Source organism: Nocardia asiatica NBRC 100129 (assembly GCF_000308415.1).
GTDB lineage: Bacteria > Actinomycetota > Actinomycetes > Mycobacteriales > Mycobacteriaceae > Nocardia > Nocardia asiatica.
The window spans coordinates 22,955-47,096 of record NZ_BAFS01000470.1 but is presented as its reverse complement, the minus strand read 5'-3'; the positions used below and the strand labels follow the sequence as shown (position 1 = coordinate 47,096).

The 24,142-nt window shown below is 69.0% G+C and carries 1 protein-coding gene; it reads left to right on the top strand.

Going from position 1 to position 24,142, the window contains the following annotated elements; translation table 11 throughout:
- Nucleotide 1: 1 nt before the first annotated feature.
- On the top strand, nt 2–24,115 hold the full coding sequence (locus ON27_RS37615) for a helix-turn-helix domain-containing protein (RefSeq protein WP_043738635.1): 24,114 nt from the start codon (nt 2–4) through the stop codon (nt 24,113–24,115).
- Nucleotides 24,116–24,142 lie beyond the last annotated feature (27 nt).

Below are 24,142 nucleotides of genomic sequence, written 5' to 3'. Positions count from 1 at the left end.
GGTGCCGGCGGACGGTTCGTGGTCGCTGAACCCGGTCGTGGAGGTGCGCAGACTGTTCGAGAGTTTGCCCACCCCGGTGCGGCGCCCGATCGAACTGGTGGTCTTCGGTGGCGACCTGCCGCGCGCCGACGTGTCCGGGATGCGGTGGATGGCCGCGGAACTACGAGCCAAGGCCGCCGCCATGAACGGTCATGCGGAAGACGCCAAAACTTTACTGACACAGGAGGATTCGCTGGGCGCGCTCGGTGACCGAGTGCGCGAGATGTTGCAGCTGCACCACGAGGGCGCGGCCAGGCTGCGGGAGGAAGCGCTGGCCTTGGCCGATCAAGCGCACGCGGCCGCCAACGATGCGGAGAAAACGCTGTGCGTGATGTTCGCGTTCGGCGTCGAGCTGGGCTGGCGCATCATCAGGACGATCTCGGCAGCCGCCGCGGCCGGTCCGGCCGGACAGCTCGCGGCGGCTCCCTTGGTGGAGTCGATGCTGATCGAGGGCCGAGGCAAAGTCGCGCTGATGCGCGCCGGCCTGGAGCAGGCCTACAAGGCGGGTGCGGCGAAGACGGCGGCCCGGCTGTCGGCTATGGGGCCGTACCGGCTGGCTCTCACGGTCGGCACGGCCGCCGCCTTGCCCGCGGGCGTGGATCTCGGGGCACAGCTGATGCAGGTCGCCTCCGGCGACCGGAACTCGGGCGTCAAGGGCCCCAACGGGGAGAACCCGAGGGGTATCGATCTGAAGTCGATCGAAGCCGCGGCAGTCTCGGGCGCCGGGGGTGCGCTGGGCGGCATGGCCGCGGGCGTGCTGGCGCCCAAAGTCTTTCCCCGGCTGGCGTCCAGCCGCGCGGCGCTCGGGTTGGTGCAGGGACTCGCGGGCGCGGGGACCGGCCTCGGTGCGGCGGCATTGATCACGGGCTGGCCGGAGAACTTCGAGGACGTCCTCGCGTCGCTGCTCAGTGGTGGATTCGCCGGAGTCGTCGATGTCCACGGTCGCCCCCAGTCGAATCTCGGCCCTTCCTTCGGGGAGGTGGTCGACGGCAGCGGAGCATACGTCCCTCCGGATCCTTCCACGGTGAGTCTCAGCAAAGATGCCGTGCTGCGGCTGGCGGGGGCTCCCGAGGGTACGAAATCGCTGATGCCTGCTCCGGTGAACAGCAATGCCGACTCGCAGCTCGCGAACTCGGCCGCACTCGGTCACGCGATGGGCGCGGGAGCATCGCAACTCGGAGGGAACCTCTACGCATCCGCTCCGCCGGGACCGACGGGCGATGGGCGGCACGAACCGGACGGGGCGGGAGCCCCGGCGCGGCACCTCGCCGATTCGGGATCGGGTGAGCCGGTTCCGGCTTCGGATGACCACGCGAACGGTCGGACGGGTGCGGACGAGCGACCGGGCCAGGCTTCGATCGGGGCGCAAGACGACCCTGCGGCAGACGACACCGGAGATCGAGAGCGCGGCGGTCGCGGTGCGCAGGCGGGCAGCGCTGGGCAGGACGGTGCCGGTGCGCACGACGGCGGTGCGCGAGCCGGTGGCCCAGGCAATGCGCAAACCAGGGACGGCGCGCAGACCGGCAGTGGCGACGGTGCGCAAGCCGGTACCGGGCAGGCTGGTGGCGCCGCTCCCGGTGCGGGCGATGGCGGCAACGGTCTCGCCGGTGGTGGTGGCAACGGCCTCGCCGGTGGTGGAGCCGGCGGTGGCAATGGTCAGACCGATGGTAGTGCGGACGCTGGTGGCAACGGGCATGCCGGTGAAGGTGTTCCCGGTGCGCAGGTCGGGAGTGGTGCGGCTGCCGGTGCCGCCCTGGGAGGCGCGGGCGGCGACCCTCCCGATTCGGAATCGCGGCAATCGGCAGATCACGGCGAGGACGACGCGCATGCGGTCGGTGGCGTCCCGAGCGCTCGCGCTCCCGGCGGCGACGGTGCGGCCGGGCACGAGCCGACGGTCACACGTCCGGGGCCGGGGCACGGGAAGGCCGATCCGCCGGTCGAGGCGGGCAATACCCCGGGCCGCAACGGTCCGGGTGGCGAGGCCCCGCCCAGGGTTACGGCGCCTAAGCACGCGGACCTACCGCCGACGCACGAGCCGCCGGGGTTGGAGAACTCCAAGGATGCGCTGCCCGCCGACGCTCGCCCGTCCGCGCCGGACGCACCCGGGCACACGGCGGAGGAGCTGGCACAACAGCTGGCGGGGTTGCCGTCGGCCGACCCGGCGACGAAGCGGGACCTCACCGCCGAGCAGCAGACGCAGTTCAAAGCCGCGTCGAAGAAGGCGCTGGCGTTGTATCGGCTGCGGCAGGAGGAACTTGCCGGTGAGTCGTGGGAGCAGCGCAGGCACGCGATGGAGCACGGCGATCGGGCGGAGTCGCTGCTGCGGTACATCGACGCGGTGCGCGAGGGGACCGGGAAGACGCCGCGGTGGAATCAGATCGAGGCGTTCCTGCTCGGCGAGCACGGATTCATGCGTCAGATGGGCACGGGGCAGGGCAAGTCCATGGTCGGTGCGCTGGACACACTGTGGCAGTTGTCGCGCGGTGAGCCGGTGGAGCTGGCGAGCGGTGACTCGGTGCGGGTGCACCACGTGATCACCACGACGGAGGTGCTGGCCAACGAGGGGGTTCGGGAATTCGCCCCGATGCTGCGCGGTCTCGGGTACGAGGTCGCACGCTGGGATCCGCACAATCCGCAGGGAGCGCCGGATCGCCCGACCGCGTACTACATGACCTACGACGAGCGCGCGACAGCCGAACTGTTCGACCGGCCGCCGCCGGGGAAGACCGCGACCATCGACGAGGCGGACGCGGTGCTCGTGCACAACCAGACGGTGCACTACCAGTCCGAGGGGCAGCGCGAGCTCGCCTCGGAGGTGGAGGCCGCAGGGGTCTACCGCGTGCGTGACTTCTTGAAAGCCGTCTTGCGCAGCAGGATCACGGCGGCCGATGACCTGTCGGTGCATCTCGAGCAGGCAATGCACGATCGGCCGCTGACAGCGCAGCAGGCCGGGGCGGCACGGACGCTGTCGGCGGAGGAGGTCGGGGCCGCCCGCACTCTGACGGCGCGGTCGCTGCGTGAGCAGCCCGAGCAGTGCCTCGACACGGTGAGCCGATTGTGGGAGAGCTACGCCGGGCGGAAGTTCACCGCCGTGGAAATCGAGATGGCCCGCGCTTTCCTGGACGTCAAGGCGGGCCGATTGAAATTGAACAGGGATTTCCAGATCTTCGGACAGGATGCCGAGAAGAAGGTACAGATTCTCGACGAGTACGGGAAGCCGCGCAGCGATCCGAAGATCGGCACCGAGAGCCGGTGGTTCGGAGGCCGCCACAAAATGGTGGAGGCGATGTTCGGCGCCCCGGTGTATTCGGATGGGACGGGATCCAAACAGGTCACCGTGGAGGACGTCCTCGGCGGGTACGAACAGTTGCACCTGATGTCGGGCACGCTGGAGCGGACCGCGGCCGAGATCAAGGAGAACTTCCCGGTCGGGGGCGGTCTGGCGAAGGTGGAGGATTTCGGCCGGTCGAAATTGGTGGGGGAGCAGGATCGGATATTCCTCACCGAGCCGGAGAAGCTGCGGGACGCGGTGGACCGGGTGCGGCAGTTGCAGGCCGAGGGGCGGCCGGTGTTGGTGATCTGCCCGTTCAACGATCTGGCTCGGAACTTCTCGTTGATGCTGAGCAAGGCCGGCGTGGAACACAACGCGATCGACGCCCGGTGGTTCGCCGAGCACCGTGACAACAACGCCGCCGAGGAGCACCTGCTGGCGGTCAAGGACACCGCGGGCGTCCGCGGCGCGGTGACCGTCGGCACGGGGATGCTCGGCCGCGGTTTCGACGTGTCGATCAGCGACGAGGTCGATCAGCTGGGCGGGGTGCACGCGCACATGCTGGGGCGTTCGCCGACCAATCCGGACGAGGACCATCAGTGGTCGGCGCGCGCGGGCCGCAACGGCCGCAACGGCAGCTTCTGTTTCAACGTCGCCGCGTCCGACCGCCTCTACAGCGAGGCGCAGCAGCACGGTGCGCGGGTCGCGATCACCCACTATCGGACCGCGATGGCCATGCACGCCGAGGCCACCGCCGAATACGCCGAAGCCGGCCGCCTGGTCGATACGGATGCGGCGCGACCGGGGGAGGCCGTACAGGCGGCGCGGGCGAAGGTCGCGGCCACCGCGGCCGACGTCGCCGCGGCCGAGCGGGAGATGCGCAGCCTGACGGCCCCTTTGCAGAACGACGCGGCCGACCGCGCGTATCTGCAGCGCGCGATGCGCCGCGCCAACCAGGCCCACGCGCCCCCGACCGCCGAATTCCCCGCTGCGGTCTCGCCCCCGGCCACCTTCGCTGCGAGTGTGCCTCAGATTGCGCCGGGCACCGCCCATATTGCGGCGGAGGTCGGCCAGGTCGCGGAAGACACTGGCCGGACCAGCTCGGACACCGTCCCCGCCGAGCGCCGTGCCGCGACGGAGACCGTCCATGCCGAGTTCGACGCTGTCCAACCACATTTGAGTGGCGACCGGTTCGCGCGCCTGGCCGGGTGGCTGGGGATCCCCGCCTCGGTGCAGGCGGCCGCGGCCGCGTCCGACACCGACGATGACGACGACCCACTGAGCCGACTGCTGGAACGAGCGGGTGTCTCCTCCGCCGCGGTGCAAGCGCTGAACCAGCACCTCGACCACGCCCCGCCCGCGGCGGTGCTGCGGGCGGATGCCCTCACCGACGAGCAAGCGCTCGATCAGCTGAGGCCGCGGCGCAACCGGCTGGCCGCCGAACTCGGCTGGGAACCCGGCCAGGTCGCCGCCGCGGAGGGCGTGCGTCAAGTCGGCGCCGCCGTCGCCACGTCCCGTGAAGAGCTGGCGGCACTCCTCGACGTTCCCGCCACCCAGGTGAACGCCGCCACCGCCCGCGACGTGCTCGCCGACGCGGTCGCCCGCGTGCTCACTCCCGCCGAAACCGCCGACGACACGGCCACCGAACTCCTCGTCTTCGCCGCATCGACCTATCTGGCCGTCAGCGCCCTGCTCGACCTCGCCGTCGCCATCCACCAGCGCAGCCCGAAAAGCTGCGTCAACAACGGCGTGACGATGATGCGAGTGCTGTACCCCGGCAACGAGCACGCCTACCAAATGCCCGCCGACATGCCACTGCGGGGACACAACACCGAGGACACGGAGCGGGCCTTCGGCGGCGACTTCCGGACATTCAGGGCGCTCGACGAGGCCGCCGAATCGCTGAAGGCGCGGCCCGGGGGTAGCCAGGCGCTGGTCTACAAGTGGATGAACAAGGGTGAAGTGGAAAGCCACCTGGTGCTGCTGGTCAACGACAGTGACCGGGCCGATGCCCCGAACCTGGTCGTGCTGGACATCGCGGCCGCCCCCGGAGAGGCTCCGATCACGCCCGCCGATCTGGCCGCGCCGCGCGCGCTGCTGCGCAGGGCCGTTCCGTTCCAACTGTGGCAGCGCGAACAGCAACCGTATATCGAACAGCTCGACGAGGCGGACCGCCGAGTGTTCGCTATCGAATTCGACAGTACCGGTCAACCTCTTTCCCCTCTGCCCACGGCGCGGCGTCCCGTCTTCTCCGCCCAGGACCCCGGTTCGTCCCCGCCGGGGCCATGGTCGAGCCGTGCCCCGCCACTGCGGCGAGGCCAGTTCGCACTGACAGGTCATCGCACACCGGGTGCGGATAGGACTCCGGACAGCGTCCGCGCGGTCACTCCCCCCGGAATCGAGCGGGAGTCCGAGGCCGTGTCGCGGTCAGGTGAGGATGCCGTTCCCACCGGCAGCCGACCACTGGCGGATCCGGGCGGCCGCTCCGGCGAGGACGTCGCCGAGCTTGTAGCGCAGCGCTTTCCCGGTATCCCCTCCCCGGATGCCGAGGTGCTGGCCAGACATATCGATTCGGTAGGCGTCGAGCGGTTCCTGGTGGTCAAGGATGCCCCCGGCGACGGTGAGCCGACCTTGTGGCGACTGCCGTCCGCGCGCGAGGCGGCGGCGCTGAATGTGCGGGCGACGACCCGGTCGCACAGCACGGAAGCCGGCGTTGCCGCGGTCGAGGCTGCCGAGCGGACCGGTGCGGCCGCCCGCGAGGGGCAGATCGCCGACGCTCGGTGGTTGACCCATGGCGAACTGGACGTCCGAATCGTCAACCGTCAGGTGCAGGGCGAGTTCGCGCAGCGCTTCACCTCCGCGCTGGAGTCGTTCGATCCCGCGCCCGCACCCGCGGACGCCGCGGCAGCGATCGCGCGGCTCGGATCTCGTCTCTCGCTGAGTGTCGACGACATCGAACAGCTGACCCGACGGGCGGCCGGACGACCGGCCGAGGAGCAGGAGAGGCTCGTCGGTTATCTTCGCGACCTCGCGGACGAGTTCGAGATCAACGACATGACGGCCGAGGTCTACGCTGACCTAGGCGACCGCGACCGGCTCGACAATTGTGTGCGCACGCAGCGGATTCGGGTCGCCCTCACCACTCATCCCGACATCCTGGACGTGATCTCGACTCCGATGTCGGAAGTCCTTCTGTTCGAAATGGTGCGCAGCGCGCACTGGACCGGCGCCACCATCGGCAACGCTCTGGAGTTCCTGGTCAGGCCCCAAGTAGCCGCCGCGCTGCGTGAGATCCACCGTAACAACCCCCATTTCGCGCCCTACGTCGCGAGAAGGATGTCGAAATCGACCGCGGCCGAGCTCGAGCGCGTCGGCCGGGAGTTGGGCCGGATCGCGGAGATTCCGGCCGACGCTGTGGACGGCCGTCTGCTCGACGGGTTCGGCAGGTATGTGTCACCGATTGCGGTCGGTGACATCAGCCGGGTGATAGCCGGCGGCTCGTCCAGTGACGACGAGGTGACCGCCCATGACCGAGCCTGGGACTTCTTGCTCGATCTCGAGGATTTCTCTCCCGGGCGGGTCCGGCAGAAGTTCGCGGACGTATTCCTGGCGGCGGGCCAAATCGCGAACCTCCCGGAACATGTTCGTTCGGAGGTGACCTTCACCGCGCAACGCCTGCGCGAGGTGGAAGACATCTACCTCCGGGGGTCGCAGGGCGGTGACTTCACCCTTTACCTGGCGAAGGTAGGCGAGCTACCGCCCAGCCAGCGTCCGCCGACGATACGCACCGCGATGGAGTTCACCCGCGAGGTGACGCCGGAGTTCGCCCGATGTCTGCGCGACCTGCTGGCGGACGGCGCTCAGGGAGCCGAGCGCCAGGCGCTCGGCTTGCGGCACACGGGCGACGCGGGCCTGCGCGAATTGCACAAGATCGCGAGCTCCTTTGTGAACGAGGTGAAAAGCGCGGTCATTTCGGCGGAGAGCCTCGCCAAGGTGCAGTCTTCGGAGTTCCTCGCCCGGCTGCTGATAGACATCACCCGCTACGACTCCTCGGGGTGGGGGACCCGCGGCATCGCGTCCCTGCGTGAACTGCTCGGCAATCACGATCGGGCGGCGGCGGCAGGCCACATCGCACCGATGCCCGAGGAATACCGGCCCAGCGGCGTGCTCGAGGTCGCGAAACTGCGTACGCGCGACCCCGACTCCGGTCCGGGATGGACCGAGGACCTCCTGACGCGCTTCGCCCGATTGTCGAAGAATCTGCAGGACGCGCGCGCGGCGCTGACCGGCGTACCGCGACCGTTCACCTATCTGCTCGGGAAGCTCGGCCATGGCATCGCCGACCATGTCGAGGCGTTGGAACGTTCCATCCGCTCGGGGACACTGGCCGACGGTTCGCCCATGAACGACGTCGCGCGCCGGAATATGATGTCCCGGGCACAGGAAATGCAGGAACTCCTCGCACCCACGACCGAGAGCGCGCAGCGATTCCCGGCGCTGCGTTCCCTGCGGGATTTCGAACACAATTTTCAGCGACTTGCTCGCGTCGGTGAATTGCACGACGATCTGCGGACTATCTGTTTCGCCTGGGCGATGCGCCGGCACCCGGAATGGGTGGACCGACTGGAGAATATCCGGGCCGACGAACCCACCCTGGAGGACGTAATTCTGGTCCGGGAATTCGTGGAGCACATCACCAACCAGCAGGTGTTCGCACATTACTTCGCGAACCGCAAGGGCGCGAACGTCTTTCGTCGGATGACCAGTATCGCGGCGCTGGACGAAGCGATACTGCGCACCCAGGGTGTCGGAGTTTCGAGCGATACCACGAAGCTGCAGTTCGTTCCGACGCGGGGTCCGCTGCTCGAACTCTCCGGGCATATCGCCAGCGCCTGTTGGGCGGGTAAGTACCGTTCGGTCGCCGCGGCCATGCCGAATATGACGGCCGTCATCATGGTCCGGAATCCCGACGACCCCGGCCGCACCGCGCTGGCCGGGGCGGGCCTCCTCATCGAGACCACCAGCGCATCCGGCGAACCCATTCTGCTCGTGCGCGGTCTCAACCCGTCGGAGACGTATATCAACCACGTCTCCGTCGCGGACTTCTACCGCGAATTCACCTCTTGGGCACAAGGAATCGCTACCGCCCGGGGGCGCCGATTGGCCATCGTCATCGACGGCCGCGCCGGCGATGCCGCGACGAATCGGCCGGTGCTGTTCGGGCACCTGGTCGCAGAGCGCCGGAAACTGACTCCGGTACGGCTGAATCCGGGGGATTCCGAATTCAACGGATACGACGTCACCCGATGCGCCTACCTCGTCCAGCCGGACAGCGCCCATGGCGAGCGGGAACAGCGCACGGGGCCTGGTGGTCTCATCGGCAGCAGGCCATCGTCCGACCCGGAAGGCGCCGCACGGACAACGGCGGAGGCCGGTACGCCGGAATTGTCCGGGCCGGCCGTGGTCGGCGAACTCGGCAGGTCGCTGGCCGAGCACGGCGTCGTGGTGGGACGCGCGGCGGCGGCGCGGGTATTGGGCTCGGATACGCCGGATGACCAGGATGTCATCGAGCTGTCGATCCCGGAGTGGCTGTACCGGCAATGCGAGGCCGCAGGCTGGACGCCGGAGGACGACCAGCCCTCGGTGTTGACGCGCGACCGGTTCCGAGTGTCGGTGGGATGGCCCGGTGTCGGGACCGACAGGGTGTCACACGAGGATCTGGCCGATCGGTCGTGGCAGCCTGCCGGAGGAGGATCGAAGGTCGCTCTGCCGGCCGACGTCTATGCCTGGACGCAGGAGACCCAGGACCGGGCGTCAGCCGATCTGATCAAGGAACGCTTGCTGAGCCCGGCGGGTCCGCCGTTGCCCGCCGAGGTGATCGAGCGCGAAATCGATGAGGTGACCGAGATCTTGCGGGCGCGGGTGCCGCGGGAGCAGCTCGCCGATCCGGAGATCCGGCGCGGGATACGGTTGGCGGCTGAGGGGCTTTTCGCCAACCGGACGTTGTACGGCCATCCCGACGTCGGGCGCGCCAATAACCTCTACGACGACGCCTTGGAACTACGCGAGTTCGGGGTGGCGGCGCTCTACCACAACGGTATGGGCGTCGCGGAGGACCTGGGCCACATCGTGGACAACGGCGTCCTGCAGGGCGCCGACCTGCACGAGATCGTCTGGGCGATGGTCGCCGACGCGTGGAGTGATCTCGTCTACGGCGGCGGGCGGCGCAGCGACAATCCCGACGGTTACGACGAGTTGCGCTCGGCGCGGTTGCTCCATGACCGAGCCTTGTCGCACGGCTGTGACCCGAGCATCGCACGGATGCTCGGATTCGCGGTCAACGGCACCGGTTTCGACGAGCGGACCGGAACCCAGATGATCGCCTCACCCGCGGCTGTCGCGGAGATGCGGCAGCGCTGGGGGACGATGACCGACGGCGAATTCCGGACGGCGACGCGGGTCGCGCGGTGGGTCGCCGCCGCGGACCTGCAGACGCTGTCGGAACCAGACGCGGTCGTGCGGGCCATCGAACTGGCACTCGAGGATCTCATGTCGCGCCGCTTCGACCCGGCGCGTGTATTCGGGCGAGTCCTGTCCGAATGGGGCGCTCGGGTCAACGACGTCGACGAAGCGCTGCGGCTCGCGGACTGGTTCGGACGCATGCCGCCGGAAGGCGGCCATATCACCGTGCGTCAGGCCCTCCTCGAGCGCCTGCGCGGCAATGCCACTTTCACTCATCCCGACAGCGGATACCAGCCGCCGGACGGGTGGCTGCCTGCCAACCGGGAAATGCGCCGCGACCACGCCGCGAAGCTCCGGGAGATCGCCGACCGGTTGGCGAGCGACTCGCTCTACACGCCGCTGGACGCCTATCGCGACGCCCGCTCGCACGCGGCCGAGATGCGCGAGAAGTACAGCGGTTTCCGCTGGCAGGTGGTGGTCGGGCCCGGCACGCACGCCTCGGACTCCGCTGTCCTCGCCGCCACCATCGCTGCCCGCCTGCCCGGATCGGACCCGTCGGGCATGTCCCGAGACGTCATCGAGGCTTTGCCGCGGATCACGGAGTTCGTCAGGGCCCAGGCGACCAGTTCCCGCGACACCGGGAATGCTCCCGTGATCGTCGTGACCTCCTCCCAGGACGCCGACGGCCGGCCGCGATTGGTCGCGCAACTCGACTACACCCGGCCGGACGCCACCGATCCCGCTCCTGGTGTGACCCGGGAGGAACTGCGCCGCGAGCTGTCCGACGTGGACTGCCGCATCGACGTCGAGACCGCCGACGCCCTACCGCAGGGGCAGGTCTGGCACAGTCTCCGGCTCGACTTCACCAGACAGCGGATTCTGGTGTGCGTCGGCGAGTGGGGCACGGACAGCACCGGCATGGCGACGTTGAACGTGGCGCTGTGCCGAGCGTTGGCGGAGGCCGGGCACGAGGTGATCGTCCGGGCGGGAGAGGTGGGGAGTGCACACCGGATTCCTGGCGTGACGGTGATCGGCCATCGCGAAAGCGGGCCGTTCGCGAGCATGCGGGAGCGGATGCTGTCCGACTGGGACGAGTTGCCGCCATCGATGGATCTGGTGATCGTGCACGATGCGGCCAGCGGTCTCGCCGCCGCACTGGCGGCCGAGGAACGGTATCCTGCCGCGCGACTCGTGCGCGTCAATCATCTGACGCCGATGCTGCGGGAAACCCTCGGCAATGATCCGGAACGCGGCCGCGCCAAGGTCGCGGCCGACGTCTATCTGGCGCGGCGCGCACACCTGGTCACGGGGCTGGGCCCGGTGCTCGCCGCCGACGCGCTGTCCTCGGCGGTCATGGCAGGCCACGGCTCGGTGCACGAACTCCAGCCGGGTCTGGTGATGGCCGAACAGCCGCCGGTTCCCGCGCCGGGCGATCCGGCCCGGATTCTGCTGTTCGGACGTGCGGACGACCCGTTGAAAGGTGTCGCGGCGGCCGCCCGCGTGGTGCGGCAGCTGCGGGCTCGGGGGCGGGACGCACGATTGATGGTGCGGGGTTATCCCGAGCGCGGCCTCGAGTCCGCTCGCGCCGAGTTGGTCCGGCTCGTCGGCGACCCGGATGCGGTCGAAGTGGCTCCGCAGACGTCGAATCGTGCCACTTTGCAAGCGGACATCCGTTCGGCGACGGTCGTGGTGATGCCGTCGCGCGCCGAGGGATTCGGCTTGGTCGCCACCGAGGCGATCGAGCAGGGTGTGCCGGTCGTGGTCCCGTCGTCCAGCGGAGTCGGCCGTTTCCTCGCCGAACTGGACGAGTACCGCGAACTGGCGGCACGATTCAATGTCGTCGAACAGCATCTCGGGGCGGCGCCGGAGAGCGACCTCTGGGTCGCGGCACTGGACTCCTTGTTCGACGACGTGCCCGGTGCGTGGGCGGCCGCGCGCCGATTGCAGGAACTGCTGCGACCGTTCACCGGCAAGCGCAGTGCGAAGATGCTCGTGCATGCCGCCTTGAACACCGATCCGCACCCCCGCCCGGCGATCCGGCCGTCGCGGACCGAGGTGGCGATCGAGAACGGGCATGTTGTGGCGCGCGGCGAGGAGACCGATTACGAGCGGATACTCGCCGTGGCCGACGCGATGGAGACCGATCCCGCGATGCGGCGGGCCGTCATGGGCGGCACGGTCGTGGAGTTCGCACCCGCGCGGGACCCGCTGCCCATCCGGCTCGCTGCGGCGGAGACCGACGCGTGGCTGTTCGATCCGTCCACGAGAAGTATTGCGCGGCAGTATGGTTCGCGTGCGAATATTTTGCGGGCATTCGTCGCTACCGTGGCGGGGAAAGGATTCGGCGCGACCGGCATAGACGACGTCTGCCGCCGTGCGCGGATCTCCCGGGACACTTTCCGCGACCACTTCCTGAGCACCCACAGCGCCTTGGCCGATGCGCACCGGTTGGCCCTGAGCAATCTGAACCAACTGGTCGTCGACGAGGTCGGCGCGATGCCGGCGTCCGACCGCGCCGCCCGTGTCACCGCCGCGGTGAGCACGTTCGTGAGCGCCCTGGCCGCACGCCCGGCCACGGCGCGCCTGCTGCTGGTCGAGGGATTCGCCGCCGACCCGGGAGCGCGCGCCGAGCTCATCGTGGGCATGGTCGAAGGAATCGCCGCCACGCTCGCGACCGTGTTCGGGGAACCGATCACGCCGACGGCGGAGCGCCGCGCCTTGGCGGCGGCGGTCTACGGCATGCTCGCCGACTGGGCCGTGACCGGCGACGACACCGCCGCGCCGGCCCTGCGCCGAAGTCTCGTCGATCTGCTTCACAACGGCCCGACGACCGCGGCCGTGGGCGCCGCCGTGCCCGGGAGCCCGGCCGACGCCGCGGAGCCATCTCGCCGAGAGTCCAGCCGCTCGGCGCAAGAGGCGGAACCCGATGAGCGCGAACAGATCCTGACGCACCTGATCGCGGTCACGGCCGAACAGGGTTATACCGAGATGTCGCCGGAGACTGTCCAGCGGCGTGCCGGAGTGTCGCACCAGACATACCGAAAACTGTTCACCGACAAGCGAACCGGCTTCGAGGCCGCCTGCGCTGTGGCCGTCGAACGGGTGCGGATCGCCACCCGGGCCGCACTGCCGGACGCCGCGGGGGCGGACGTGGCTTCGCGGCTGCAGACCGCCATCCACGCCTACCTCACCGCCCTCGCCGCACATCCGGACGAGGCTCGCGTGCTGCACCTGAACCTGCTCGCGCCCGGCCCAGGGTCACACCGGCCGCACGACCGGCACCGCGCCATGCTGGCCGCGCACCTCCGCGAGGTGGTCGAGGAGATCGACGTTCCCACCGCCCGGCTCTTGGCCTCCGCAGTCGCGGGAGTCGTCACCGACCACATCCTCTCCGACTGGACCGCTAGGACCGGGAGCCGCCGGTCGGCTGACGGCGAGTCCGATCGGATCGCGACCCTGCCCGAATTCGCCCCGGCGGTGACGGCCGCGGTCGGATCTGTACTCCCCGGCATCGGCGCAACGACGACCGCCGACAGTGACCCTCCGGGACATCAGCCCACCCGACCGGACCGATTCGACGGATACATCGGAAGCCGCCCAGATGAATTCACGCCTCGGCCCGGCAGTCCCTCGCGGGATGAATCGGCCATGTTCTCACCCGGCCGATCCGGACAGCAGGTGCGCACGACGGAACAGTCGAGCGGCGACTCTTCCCCCGCCGCCGTGCGCGACCAGGACGTACTGTTCGACCACACCATCGCGCGCCGTGGTGCGCGCGGTTCGCAAGGATTCATCGGCAGTCGCCCGCCGGAAGACGGCGCGTCCGCGCGTCCCGAATTCCAGGACTTGGTGCTCGCGGGCAGGCAGTCCGGAACAGTGGAACGTTCGCTGGTCGAGGATGCGCCGGGGGTGCGGGTCGAGTCGGTGACCTTCGGCAACGGCACCCGCGTGTTCGCGGAGACGTACGCCGATCCTGTCGCCGCTCTCGAGCAGGTGCTACAGCGGAAAGTCGCTGAGATCATGGACGCGCCGGTCGGCCGTACCTGCCTGATCCTGGAGGACGACACCGTCTATCGCGAGGTCATTCCTGGGCAGCCGGGCGACAGCGGGCAAACACCGGACCGCGAGATCCTCAGCTCGCGCTCGGCTGGGCGACTCGGTCTTTTCGACGCGGTGACCAGGACGAACCGCAGCGCGCGAGAGTGGAGTGTGGGCCCGGACGACGAGGTGAGAGGCGGGCGCGCCCCGTCGGCGATCTTCGCGACGCCGACCGGTGTGTTCGCCGCGAGGTTCGTGCGGCACATCGACGGCCGTGAGGTGTGGCAGCACCACGGCATACCCAGGCCGGAGCTTTCGACCATCCGGGAGCGGGTGGCATACCTGCAATCGTGGATTTCGGATCTTCCGATCCCCGGCGAGTACAAAGCCGCGCTGCATCACATCCACGGCCGGTACATGGACGCGCTGGCGGAGGTCGAGTGGCGCGCCGCGCGCACTCCGGCCGAAGACCTGCATCGCGCCGGGCTCGACGTCGAAGCGCAGACCAAGGCGCGGCTGGTCGAGGCGTTCACTCTCGACCACCCGCACATCGCGATCGTGGGATTCGACCATCCGGATGTTCCCGCCCACGTCGTCGAGGAGATCCTCGGCGCGCTGGACGAGATGTTCACCAGGTTCCCGGGCCGTACCAATATCCGGGGACTGTGGATCGATTACCTGGGTAACGAGAACGCGGGCGCCGCGTCCTTCGCCCAGCGCGACTCCGCATCGACTTTCCGAACTTTGGGGATACAGTTCAGCCTGCGCAATGCGAGCAGGCCGGCTTGGACTGTCGAACGCGGTATCGAGCTGCGGGAGCGCGGTTTCAATCCGGTCGGGGACAGACCGTTCCACCACGATGCGATCCACGAATTCGTGCACGCGATCGATGCCGTGGAGCTGCTGTCGCCGCGCCTGCCGCGGGTGCTGCACGAGACCTGGTCCCGGCTGGACGAACTGGGCCTGATCCGGGAATCCGAGCAGACCTGGCTCGCGCGACTGCCCGCGTACGCCTTCGTCGACGAAACCAAGGCCCAGCTGCGCGAATACGAGGCCCTCGCCGTCGGGTTCGCCGAGACGGACCTGCACGGCGCTGCGCTGGGCACGCCGCAATGGGTGATCCACGAGTACGTCACCGCCGGTCGGGCACCGCAGATCACCGCGGACCTGGATGTACGTCTCCTCAACGAGGCGGTGCGCGACGGGCGGGGACCGCTTCGTGGGGAGCATTTCCCGGTGCCGGGGTTGCGGATGAGGAGCAACGATCCGGGCAGGAACGCGGCGTTGCGGTTGTTCTCGCTCTGGCAGGCGTATGTGGCCAATCGCGGATTGGGAAAGCTTGTCAGCCGATGGGAGTCGGCGACTGCGCCGAAGTCGCGTCGCAGACTGCTGGCACAGCTGTACTTCTGGATATCGCAACAGCGCTACATGCGGCAGGTCTGGGCCGCCGAGCGCGACCCGAACGTGGTGGGGGAGCACGGGGAAAGCCATCCCGACTACTTCCGCACCAGGCTGGGCGACGACGCGCCCAATATGGACATGGTCGGCCGCCAGACCGGTCTGCGTGCCGGGGTTCGCCGCGATCCATCGACCGGAAAGTGGCACGGCGGCGTCGGCACACCGGCTTTCTGGACCACGCTCGCGATCGGCCGTCTCGTCAAGAATCGGATGGACGCGGAGGCGCCCGGCAGCACGGTATTGCAAAACGTCGTCGAATTGCCCGGTGGCGCCCGGGTCGACGGGAACGTCCTGTACGCACTCGAGCACGACCGGTTCGTGATCGAGACCGCGCGGGCCCACGATCAGCGGACGATCTTCGATGCCGCCCTGGCCGAACTGGCCACAGCTCTCGGCCAACGATCCCCGCAACCGTCTCCGGAGCTGCTGCGGCGTCTCGCCAACGCGGTCTATCTGCTGTTCCAGGCACCGCTGATGACGCGGGGCAGCGACGCGACGATTCGGACATTCGCGGCGACTGTGTTCACCTTCGCCTTCGGTCGGCCCCTGCGCCTGCCGCACGACATCGATCTGCAGGCCATGTCGAGGCGGCAGCCGGACTTCGTCGAGTGGTTCGCAGGAGCGCTCCAACGCGGTCTGCGCACGGTGGGTGATTCGGAGGCGGCGGGTCGCCCGCACGCACGCGCGGCGACGACGGGCGTGGACGACCGTCCGCCCGGATTCATCGGCAGCCGTCCCCGGGAGCAGTCCGATTCGTCGTTGGACGTCGCGCGAGGCGCGTGGCTGAAGGCGTTGCGGCTCGAACAGGACAGGAAGCAGAAGGACGTCGCGGAAGCGGCTGGCCTGACCAATGCCGCACTGTCCAATATCGAGAAGGGACGACGGACGTCGCTCGGCACTTTCCAGCAGCTCTGCCGCGCATTGGGAATCGAGGCAGAGGCGCTGACCGAGGCCACCCGGCGGTTCTATCCGAACGTAGAACTCGAAACCGCCGCCGCCGCGCATGATTCGCCGGGTGGCTGGGTTGCCGCGCATCGCAACAACCGGGGCATGACCAGAGCGGACCTCGCACGCGCGGTCGGAGTGACCCCGACGCGGATCGGGGAGATCGAGAACGGTGATCGGCCACCCCCGAACGTCTTCTACCGAATCGCCCGGGCGCTGGGCGTGGGACCGCAGGCGCTGGCGGAGGCTACGCGTAGCTTCTATCCGGATCTCGTGCTCGATCTCGATCCGGCGGCACACGATCCCGCCGCACCCGGTAACTGGATCGCGGCGCTGCGGCACGACCGGGATACGACCCAGGCCGAGGTGGCTCGAGCCGCGGGCACGTCGGCGGGTTATCTCGCCGGGATCGAGGGCGGAAAATACACTCCGAACTCGATTATCTTCCGGCGGGTTTGCCGGGCACTGGAAGTCGCGCCGGAACTCCTCGCTACCGCCACACACCATTTCTATCCCGATCTGGCACTCGGTCTCGATCCGCACGCGCACGATCCCGCGTCACCCGGCAGCTGGATCGTGGCGCTGCGGCACGACCGGAATATGACCGGGACCGAGCTATCGGCCGCGATCGGGCCTGGGTGGGGTCATCTCTCCGGTATAGAGACCGGGAACTACGTGCCGAGGTTCGCGGTTTTCCGGCGCATCTGCGAGGTAATGGGGATCGACGACGAACTGCTGCGGAGGGCAACCCGGCACTTCTATCCGCACATCGATCTCGACCTCGAATCGGCGGCACACGACCTCGGCAGGTGGATCACCGCGCTGCGGCAAGACCGGGACATCAGCCGCGCCGAACTCGCTCGGGTGACCGGTCTGTCCACGAAGTACCTGGCACAGATCGAGACCGAGAATCGACGTCCGCGGTTGAGCACGTTCCGGCAGATCAGCCGGGCGCTCAGCGTCTCGGGTGGCTCGCTGATCCAGGCGGTACGGGACTTCTACCCGGATATCACCGCCGATATCGATCCCGCTGCCCACGAATCGCTGGGGCGTTGGATCGCGGCGCTACGTCATGACGAAGGGATGTCGGTCACCGAACTCGCACGTCGAGCCCGGATGCCGCGCAGCACTCTTTCCAGTATCGAGAACGATCGCTATCGCCCGCGGCTGCGCAAAATGCGGCAACTGTGTCACGCCCAGGGCATCGGTGGCGAGTTGTTGCTGGAGGTCGTCGAGCGCTTCTACGCGGATCGCTACGAGCGGTCCGGCTATCGAGACGAAGAAGAACTGTTCAAGCGGTATGTGGTGGCTCGGGTCGGTTCGCCTGAAGAAAGGGCGGCACAGGACGAGATTTCCGAGACATTCGCGTGGGTTCCGAATGCGGTGGCGCGTCGCGAATCTCGGGATATTCGTGACGACGCGGTACAGGCCGCTTGGATCGGAATGCTGGGCGCGATAACCAGCCATGTTCCGTCCGCGTCGTTCGCTGCCCATGCGTGGGCGAGTTGCCGCGCAGCGGTGTTCCGGTACCGTCTCGCGCTCCGGTTCCCCGATCTCGACAACCGCACGCGCAAGATCGTGAGCACGGTGGAAGCGCAGATCAGCAGGATGGTCGCCGCTGGGGTGGCGCTCGAGGACACCGATATCGCGCGGGAAACGGGATTGAAGGTGGCCGATGTCGCGCTGGCCCGGGAGATCCTGGCTCGGCCCGCGCTGCGGCTGGATGCGCCGATCAGCGGCAAGGACGGCGCGCGGCAACGGGACGTCGCCGATCCGGCTCCCGCGGGGTTCTCCGACACCGAATTCGCGATGACGGTTCGCGCCGCGCTGGCCGACCTGGCCGACCCCGCCACTGCGGAGCAGCTGGTCACGCTTCATCTGGTCGAAGGACGGTCTCTGGCTCGCACCGCCGAGCGGCTGGGATTGGGGGTCGGTGCCGCGTCAGAGCTCCTCGCCGAGACGGCCGCCCGGTTGCGCGGTGCGTTCGACCATCGTGAACCCGGCGACGCGACCACAAGCGAGCGGAACCGGCCGACACCGTGGAGCACGGCGAGGGCGCAGCCGGATCAGCCGCCGAGTCCACCGGTGTCGCCCGGCGATTTGGCACCGGGCGAGGGCACGACGAGACCGGGCGGATTCATCGGGAGCAGACCGCCCGGACCGGGCGATCCCGCGCGCGGTCCGGCGCCGGAGCAGACGCCGGGGACGACGCCATGGTCACGACTCTCGGACCGGGATGCCCACGAGGGTGTCGGCGACGAGGGAGAAGTGCCCGGCGCCACGGCTTCACCTGCGGCAGCCGCGTCGCCCCGTGTCGTGGAGTTCTTGCTCGGGTGCCTCACCCGGAGAGACACGATCTACTGGTGCCAGTTGAAGCCGGACGGCCTCTTCCCCGAATGGGCTTGGTCGAGTGACGAACAGCTTCCCGTTCTGGCCCCGGACCTGCCGATCAGCTGCATCGACATGGTGGTGTACGCCGCCATAGCCGCCGGTGTACTCGGCCGCGAGCAGGCCCGTGCGATCTACGACTGGGCCGACCCTGACGACTTCTCTCGGCGCTGGGTGCGCGAGCTGCCCGACCTTCTCGTCCCGGCCGGACGGCAACTCGTGTCCGACCGTGACACGGCGCCACGTCCCCAGCGCGGTGACGTCGTGATGTGGTTCGGCTCGGTCGTGCCGGGCGGCGACGAGCAATTGATGCACGTCGCGGTGGCGGACGGCGAAGCCGATCGCGGGGCTGGTTCCGCCTCGGTGCTCTCCTTCGGCGCCGATTGCTCTTGGCTGCTGTCACAGCCGCGCCGCGGCGACGCCAAGATGAGCGGGGTCGAACTCACGACTATCGCGGACATCAGCGACACGATGCTGGCGAGCTGGTCGCACACGGTACGTGTCGAGTTCGGGCCAGGCCCGTGGACGCGACCACCGGCGACCGCCGGGGAGCTTCGAGTGCCACCGAGCCGGGAATCGCGAGCCCTGCGGCCGTTCAACAAGAAGAATTGGCGCCGTACGTTCCCTGGCGCGGCCGCATGGGTGCAAGGACGGCCCGACGCCCGGCGATGGACCGCCGCGTTCGACGAGTGGGAGCGGGCCGAGGGCGCCGCGGGTGCGCCGACGCGACTGGTCGAGCTGATCGACGCCGCCATATCGAGCACGCGGATCGAAGAGACGCTGCGATCGCCCCGGACGTCGCCGATCGACGGACACCCGCAGGTGGCGGTCAAGATGGACCAGGACGGCAAGCCGATCGGCCTGACAGTCGCGAGCATGGACGGGCACGGCCGGGTCCTGCGCAAGCTGTTCACCGAACGCCCGGACCTGCTGGACACGATCCCGCGCCACGGTGGCCGCCTGTCGATCGCCTACGACCGCGTGAAGCTGCAGACCGACGGAGAGGTGCGCGGCGAGCATCTTCGGCCGGAGGACGCCGATCGGAGCCGGGAACGGATTCCGGGCCGGCTGCTGCACGAGTACCTGCGCCTGTGCCGCGAGGGAGCGCTCGACAAGCCGGGGACCAGACCCGGGAGAACACCGAAACGACCGAGCTTCGAGCGGTGGATAGCGACGCTTCCGCCGAGCGTGTTCAGGGGCGCCGGTGACTCGTCCTACACGACGACGTTCAACGGCCACATATTGACCGACCGTGCGGTCGAGGAGGGGTGCCGGCCACCCGGGGCCGAAGAGCCCGACGATCCGCACAGCGCTATGGCCGCGCTGCGCCGAATCGTCCTCGAAGCCCCCGACGATGTCGTCGGCCCCATGCCGATATCGGAACAACCCACACCGTTGACGGAACGCTCCAGCGAAGTGCTCGAACTGGGTGTGATGTCGGCGCGTGTCACGGTCGGTAAGGACCCGTCCGGCCGGTGGCGTCTGCTCGAGCAGCCTTACGCCCCCGTGTACCCCGGCGATGTGCTGACGCAGTGGTGTGCGCAACTGCATGCCGGCAGCCGCCGCCGTTTGCTGAGCCTCATCCGGCGGCAATTGAGCGGCCGAGTGGTCGGCCCCGAGGCGGGACCGGGCGGTTATATCGGCAGTCGCCCGTCGGACTCCGATTCGGACCCACCGGCCTCGGCCCAGGAGGGACCGACGCTGCGGGCGGAGTCGGCGGCATCGCTGCCGTCGCCTCCGGACCAGGGTCGGCAGACGCCGGTGCAGCCAGGCGCGGGCACGGTCGATGCGCCCGATGGGTCGGTTCCATCGACAGCGTGGCCGCGCTTCAGCTGGGAACCCGACGCGAGCGCCGACGGGCGACGAAACTCCGGGCCGGACGGCTTCATCGGCAACCGTCCGAGGGATGACGAGCCGGAGGAAACGGCGCGTGCCGGAGCGCAGGTGCCCGCCGCTCTCATCGGGCCGGTCGACGCGCGTGCCGGGTTGCCCACTTACAGCCCGCCCGATGCCGAGCTGCGCATGCGGGCCGAGCGGGTGTTGCGTGAGCATTGGGGCGCCGGGGCGAGCCCGGACGATCTGGTCTACCGGTGGCGGCGATCCACCGCCGAACGCGCGGCGGCCGCCGCTGAGGAATGCGCGCAGCACGCGGCCCGCAACGCGCGTCGGGCGCGGAATCTGAGCGTGGACGAGCTGCGGGCGCTGGTGCGAGTGTGGCCGGAATTCGTCGGCAAAGCGGGCGGATTTCCCAAAGGTGTGCGCGACCAGGCCAATCGCTGGGCATACGCGAAAACGCGGATGGCACTCGAGACCGCGGCGGTGACGACCCGGTTGAGCGGCCGGGAGCGGGCATTGCGGGAGTGTCTACTGAATGTCGAGGACCTGTTGATCCGGGCGGGCCAGCGGGCCGCGACGGTCGAGACGCCAGGAGTGCCCACACCGACCGTGCTGCTCGAGCGGTTCGACACCGACGACCCGGGCGCCGGCTCGATCATGATCTCCTTCGGCAGCGCGGATCCCGTCGCCGAAGCCTGGCACGTGGACGGCACCGACCGCGATCTGCGCCGCCTCGATCAGCGAATGCAGTTGGCTTGCAATCATTACGAGGCCGCGGTACGGGAGAACCCGCAGCGCCCGGTCCGGGTCGTGGTGTGGTCCGGGACCGACGGTCACCGACTGGCTGGTGACCTGGCCGTGTCCGCAGACGTCGTCACCGGCTCCGCGCCACATCCGGCGGTCCGGCCCGAACGCCAGCTGGTGGTGTACGGCGATGGCGGGCGGCCCGCGAAGAAGGCTCTGGCGCACGAATGGGTCGCCCGTACCACCGACGCGGTGGTGGTCTGTGGCGAATCGAATCTGAGGACGATGGGTGACGCACTCGCGGATGTCGCGTCGTCCACCGACGTCTACTACGGAATCGCGTCCAGGCCGGGCGCTTCCGGAAAAGCCGAGGATGTGCCGGGCATCCAATTCACGAGCCGGTTCCCGAAAGGCGACGCGGGGCGTACGAACGCCGTGCTGAAGGATGTGCGCGATAGGGCGCAGAGATATGAAAAGGAGCCGTTCGAAGAGGGAAAGCCGATCGATGACGAATTCCTGCTGTATGTCGACGACCGCACCAAGGCGCCGACGGAGTCGCTGGAGAATATGGGCCGCATCCTGGCGGGTCGTCCGGATCGAGTCGCGCGCCATGACCCCGTGCAGAACGGGTGGCTTCACTTCACCGAATGCATAGAACGCAACGTCGATGAGCAGACCCGATTCGTCTATGCCGATATCCTGCCGCGTGATCCGCGCACTGGCACGCCCACACTGCGCGCGATCGCCGGCGACGCCGCCCTCGCCCGGAGCGCGATCGAGAAGCGCGGCGGCCCCGGGGCGAGGCCGGAGATCCTGTCGCATAGAGGTCTGCCGGACGACTTCACGAGGGCCGGTCGACTCGCGATCGAGAACAAAAGGTGGTGGAACTCGCTGCACCGCGACGAACAACGCGCGGTCGTGGCGATCCACCCCCGGATAGTCGGTAATGCCCCAGGACTTCCGTCCGAGGTGGCGAATTATGCGAACGACTATCGGCGATTCACCACCGCCTCCGCTATCCATGCACGCGGCAGGAAGAACGCCAGTCGGGCCGAGCGCCAGGTCTTCCGGAACCTGTACGCCGTCGGCGAGGCACTCACCCGTTCGGTCACTGTGCACCGCGACATACCCCCGCCGGTCGTCGCCACAGTGGCGTTGGACCCGGAGGCGTTCGGGGGCAACGGGTCCGGCACGTTCGTCATCGGGAATTGCCGACTCGAGGACGCCGATCACGTGGTCTGGTACGTGGACGGCGTCAACACGCGGTTGCAGTCGGCGCCGGCCCGCCTGGGAAGTGCGCGGAATCTGTACGAGGAGTTGGTGCGGGCGGATCCTTCCGTCAAGGTCGCCGTGGTGTGCTGGATCGGCTACGAGGCGCCCGCGAACTACAAGGAAGCGTGGGCCTCCAGGCCCGAACTGGCAGAAGCCGGTGGCAGGCTGTTCGCACGCGACGTGCTGGCGTTGCGCGCGGTAACCGGCGCGAAAATGTCGAAGCTCGGATACAGCTATGGGACTCCGGTCGTAGCCGAAGGCGGTGTCGGCGGCCGATTGGACGGCGTCTTCGAACACGGTGTGGTCATGGGCTCGCCCGGGCGCGGCCGCCGGTTCGACAGCGCCACGGACGCCAGTGCTCGCCGCACTTGGGTGCTGGCCCAGTCCGACGACCCGGTCACCGGATTCGGCGGGGACGCGCCCGATGCGCGCGGTCGCTTGCTCGGTGACGGGCCACTGGGGCTGGGAACCGATCCGGCCACCGACATCGTCGCGACCCGAGTACGCGCCGAACGCGGATTCCCGTATTCGCTGGCTCCTTTCGACGGCCACGGCGAGTACCTGCAGTATTCGCTGATCGGCGCCGCACAGCCCACGGAGTCGCTGCGGCACGCGGCGTGGTGCCTTGCCGGGCGCGGTGACGAGGTGCCCACCGAGCAGCACCGGCCCACTGTCGACAATCCGACGGCGATGCACCGCATTCGGGCGAGAGTCGTCGACGCGGCCCGTGATCGCCGTGCGCCGCAACTGGACGCCGCACTCGACACACCGGGCGATCACCGCTCGCGCCGCGACCTGCCGGTACCTGCCGCAGGAGAGGTCAGCGAAGGGGACGGCAGCCCCCGGTCGGGTGCGACGCAAGCGGCAGGAGCGGCGGTAGGTTCGTCCGATGGAACGCGGGTGGGGCCGAGACTCGCGGTGCGACTCGGCAAGGACGGGCTCGCGGATGCCGGGCGGGCGTGTGCCGACGCGCTGGTCCTCGGAGTGGACTCGATCGTCGTGGAAGTGGGCCGGGCCGCCGGGGACATGGCGGCCCTCGACATGATCTGCCGGTCGGCAGCCCACGCCGATGCGGCGCTGGCGGTGGAACTGCCCACGGGGCCCGCCTGGCCCGAGTCGGAGATCCGGGCGAAGGTGGCGGCGATCGCGGCCACGCTGCGGCGGCACGGCATCCGAGGGCAGTTGCACGCGTTCGACCTCCGGGTAGCGACGGCAGGGGCCGAGCTGGCGCCGGACTGGCAGCGCGTGGCGATGGTCAACACGCTGACGGTCGTCGGCATGGGGATGCGTGGCGCCACCGGGTGGATGGCTCGCGCGCTGCGGCCGGGGGCCGAGCAGATCGACGCCATCATCGACAATGCGCGTCGTGCGGGTGCTACCGGTCTCGCGATCCCGTACCAGCTGCTGTCGGAGAATTTCGTGCGGCAGACCACCGAAGGGGGAATGCGCCTCGCCGTCTGGGGAGTGACCGGTTCGGGCCGGATGCGCGAATCGCTCAGGATGGACGTCGGTGAGATATGGACGAGAAGGACGGAGGATCTCGCCCTGCTGCGCGCGGAGGTCGCCGAAAGCGGATGCCGGATACCCGAGGCGTTCGCACCCCCACCACCACCGGACGGTCCACCGAGGGCTACGCCGTGGTCGGGGTCCACAGGTCGATGACAGATCCGAGAATTGCTGGCGGCGGGA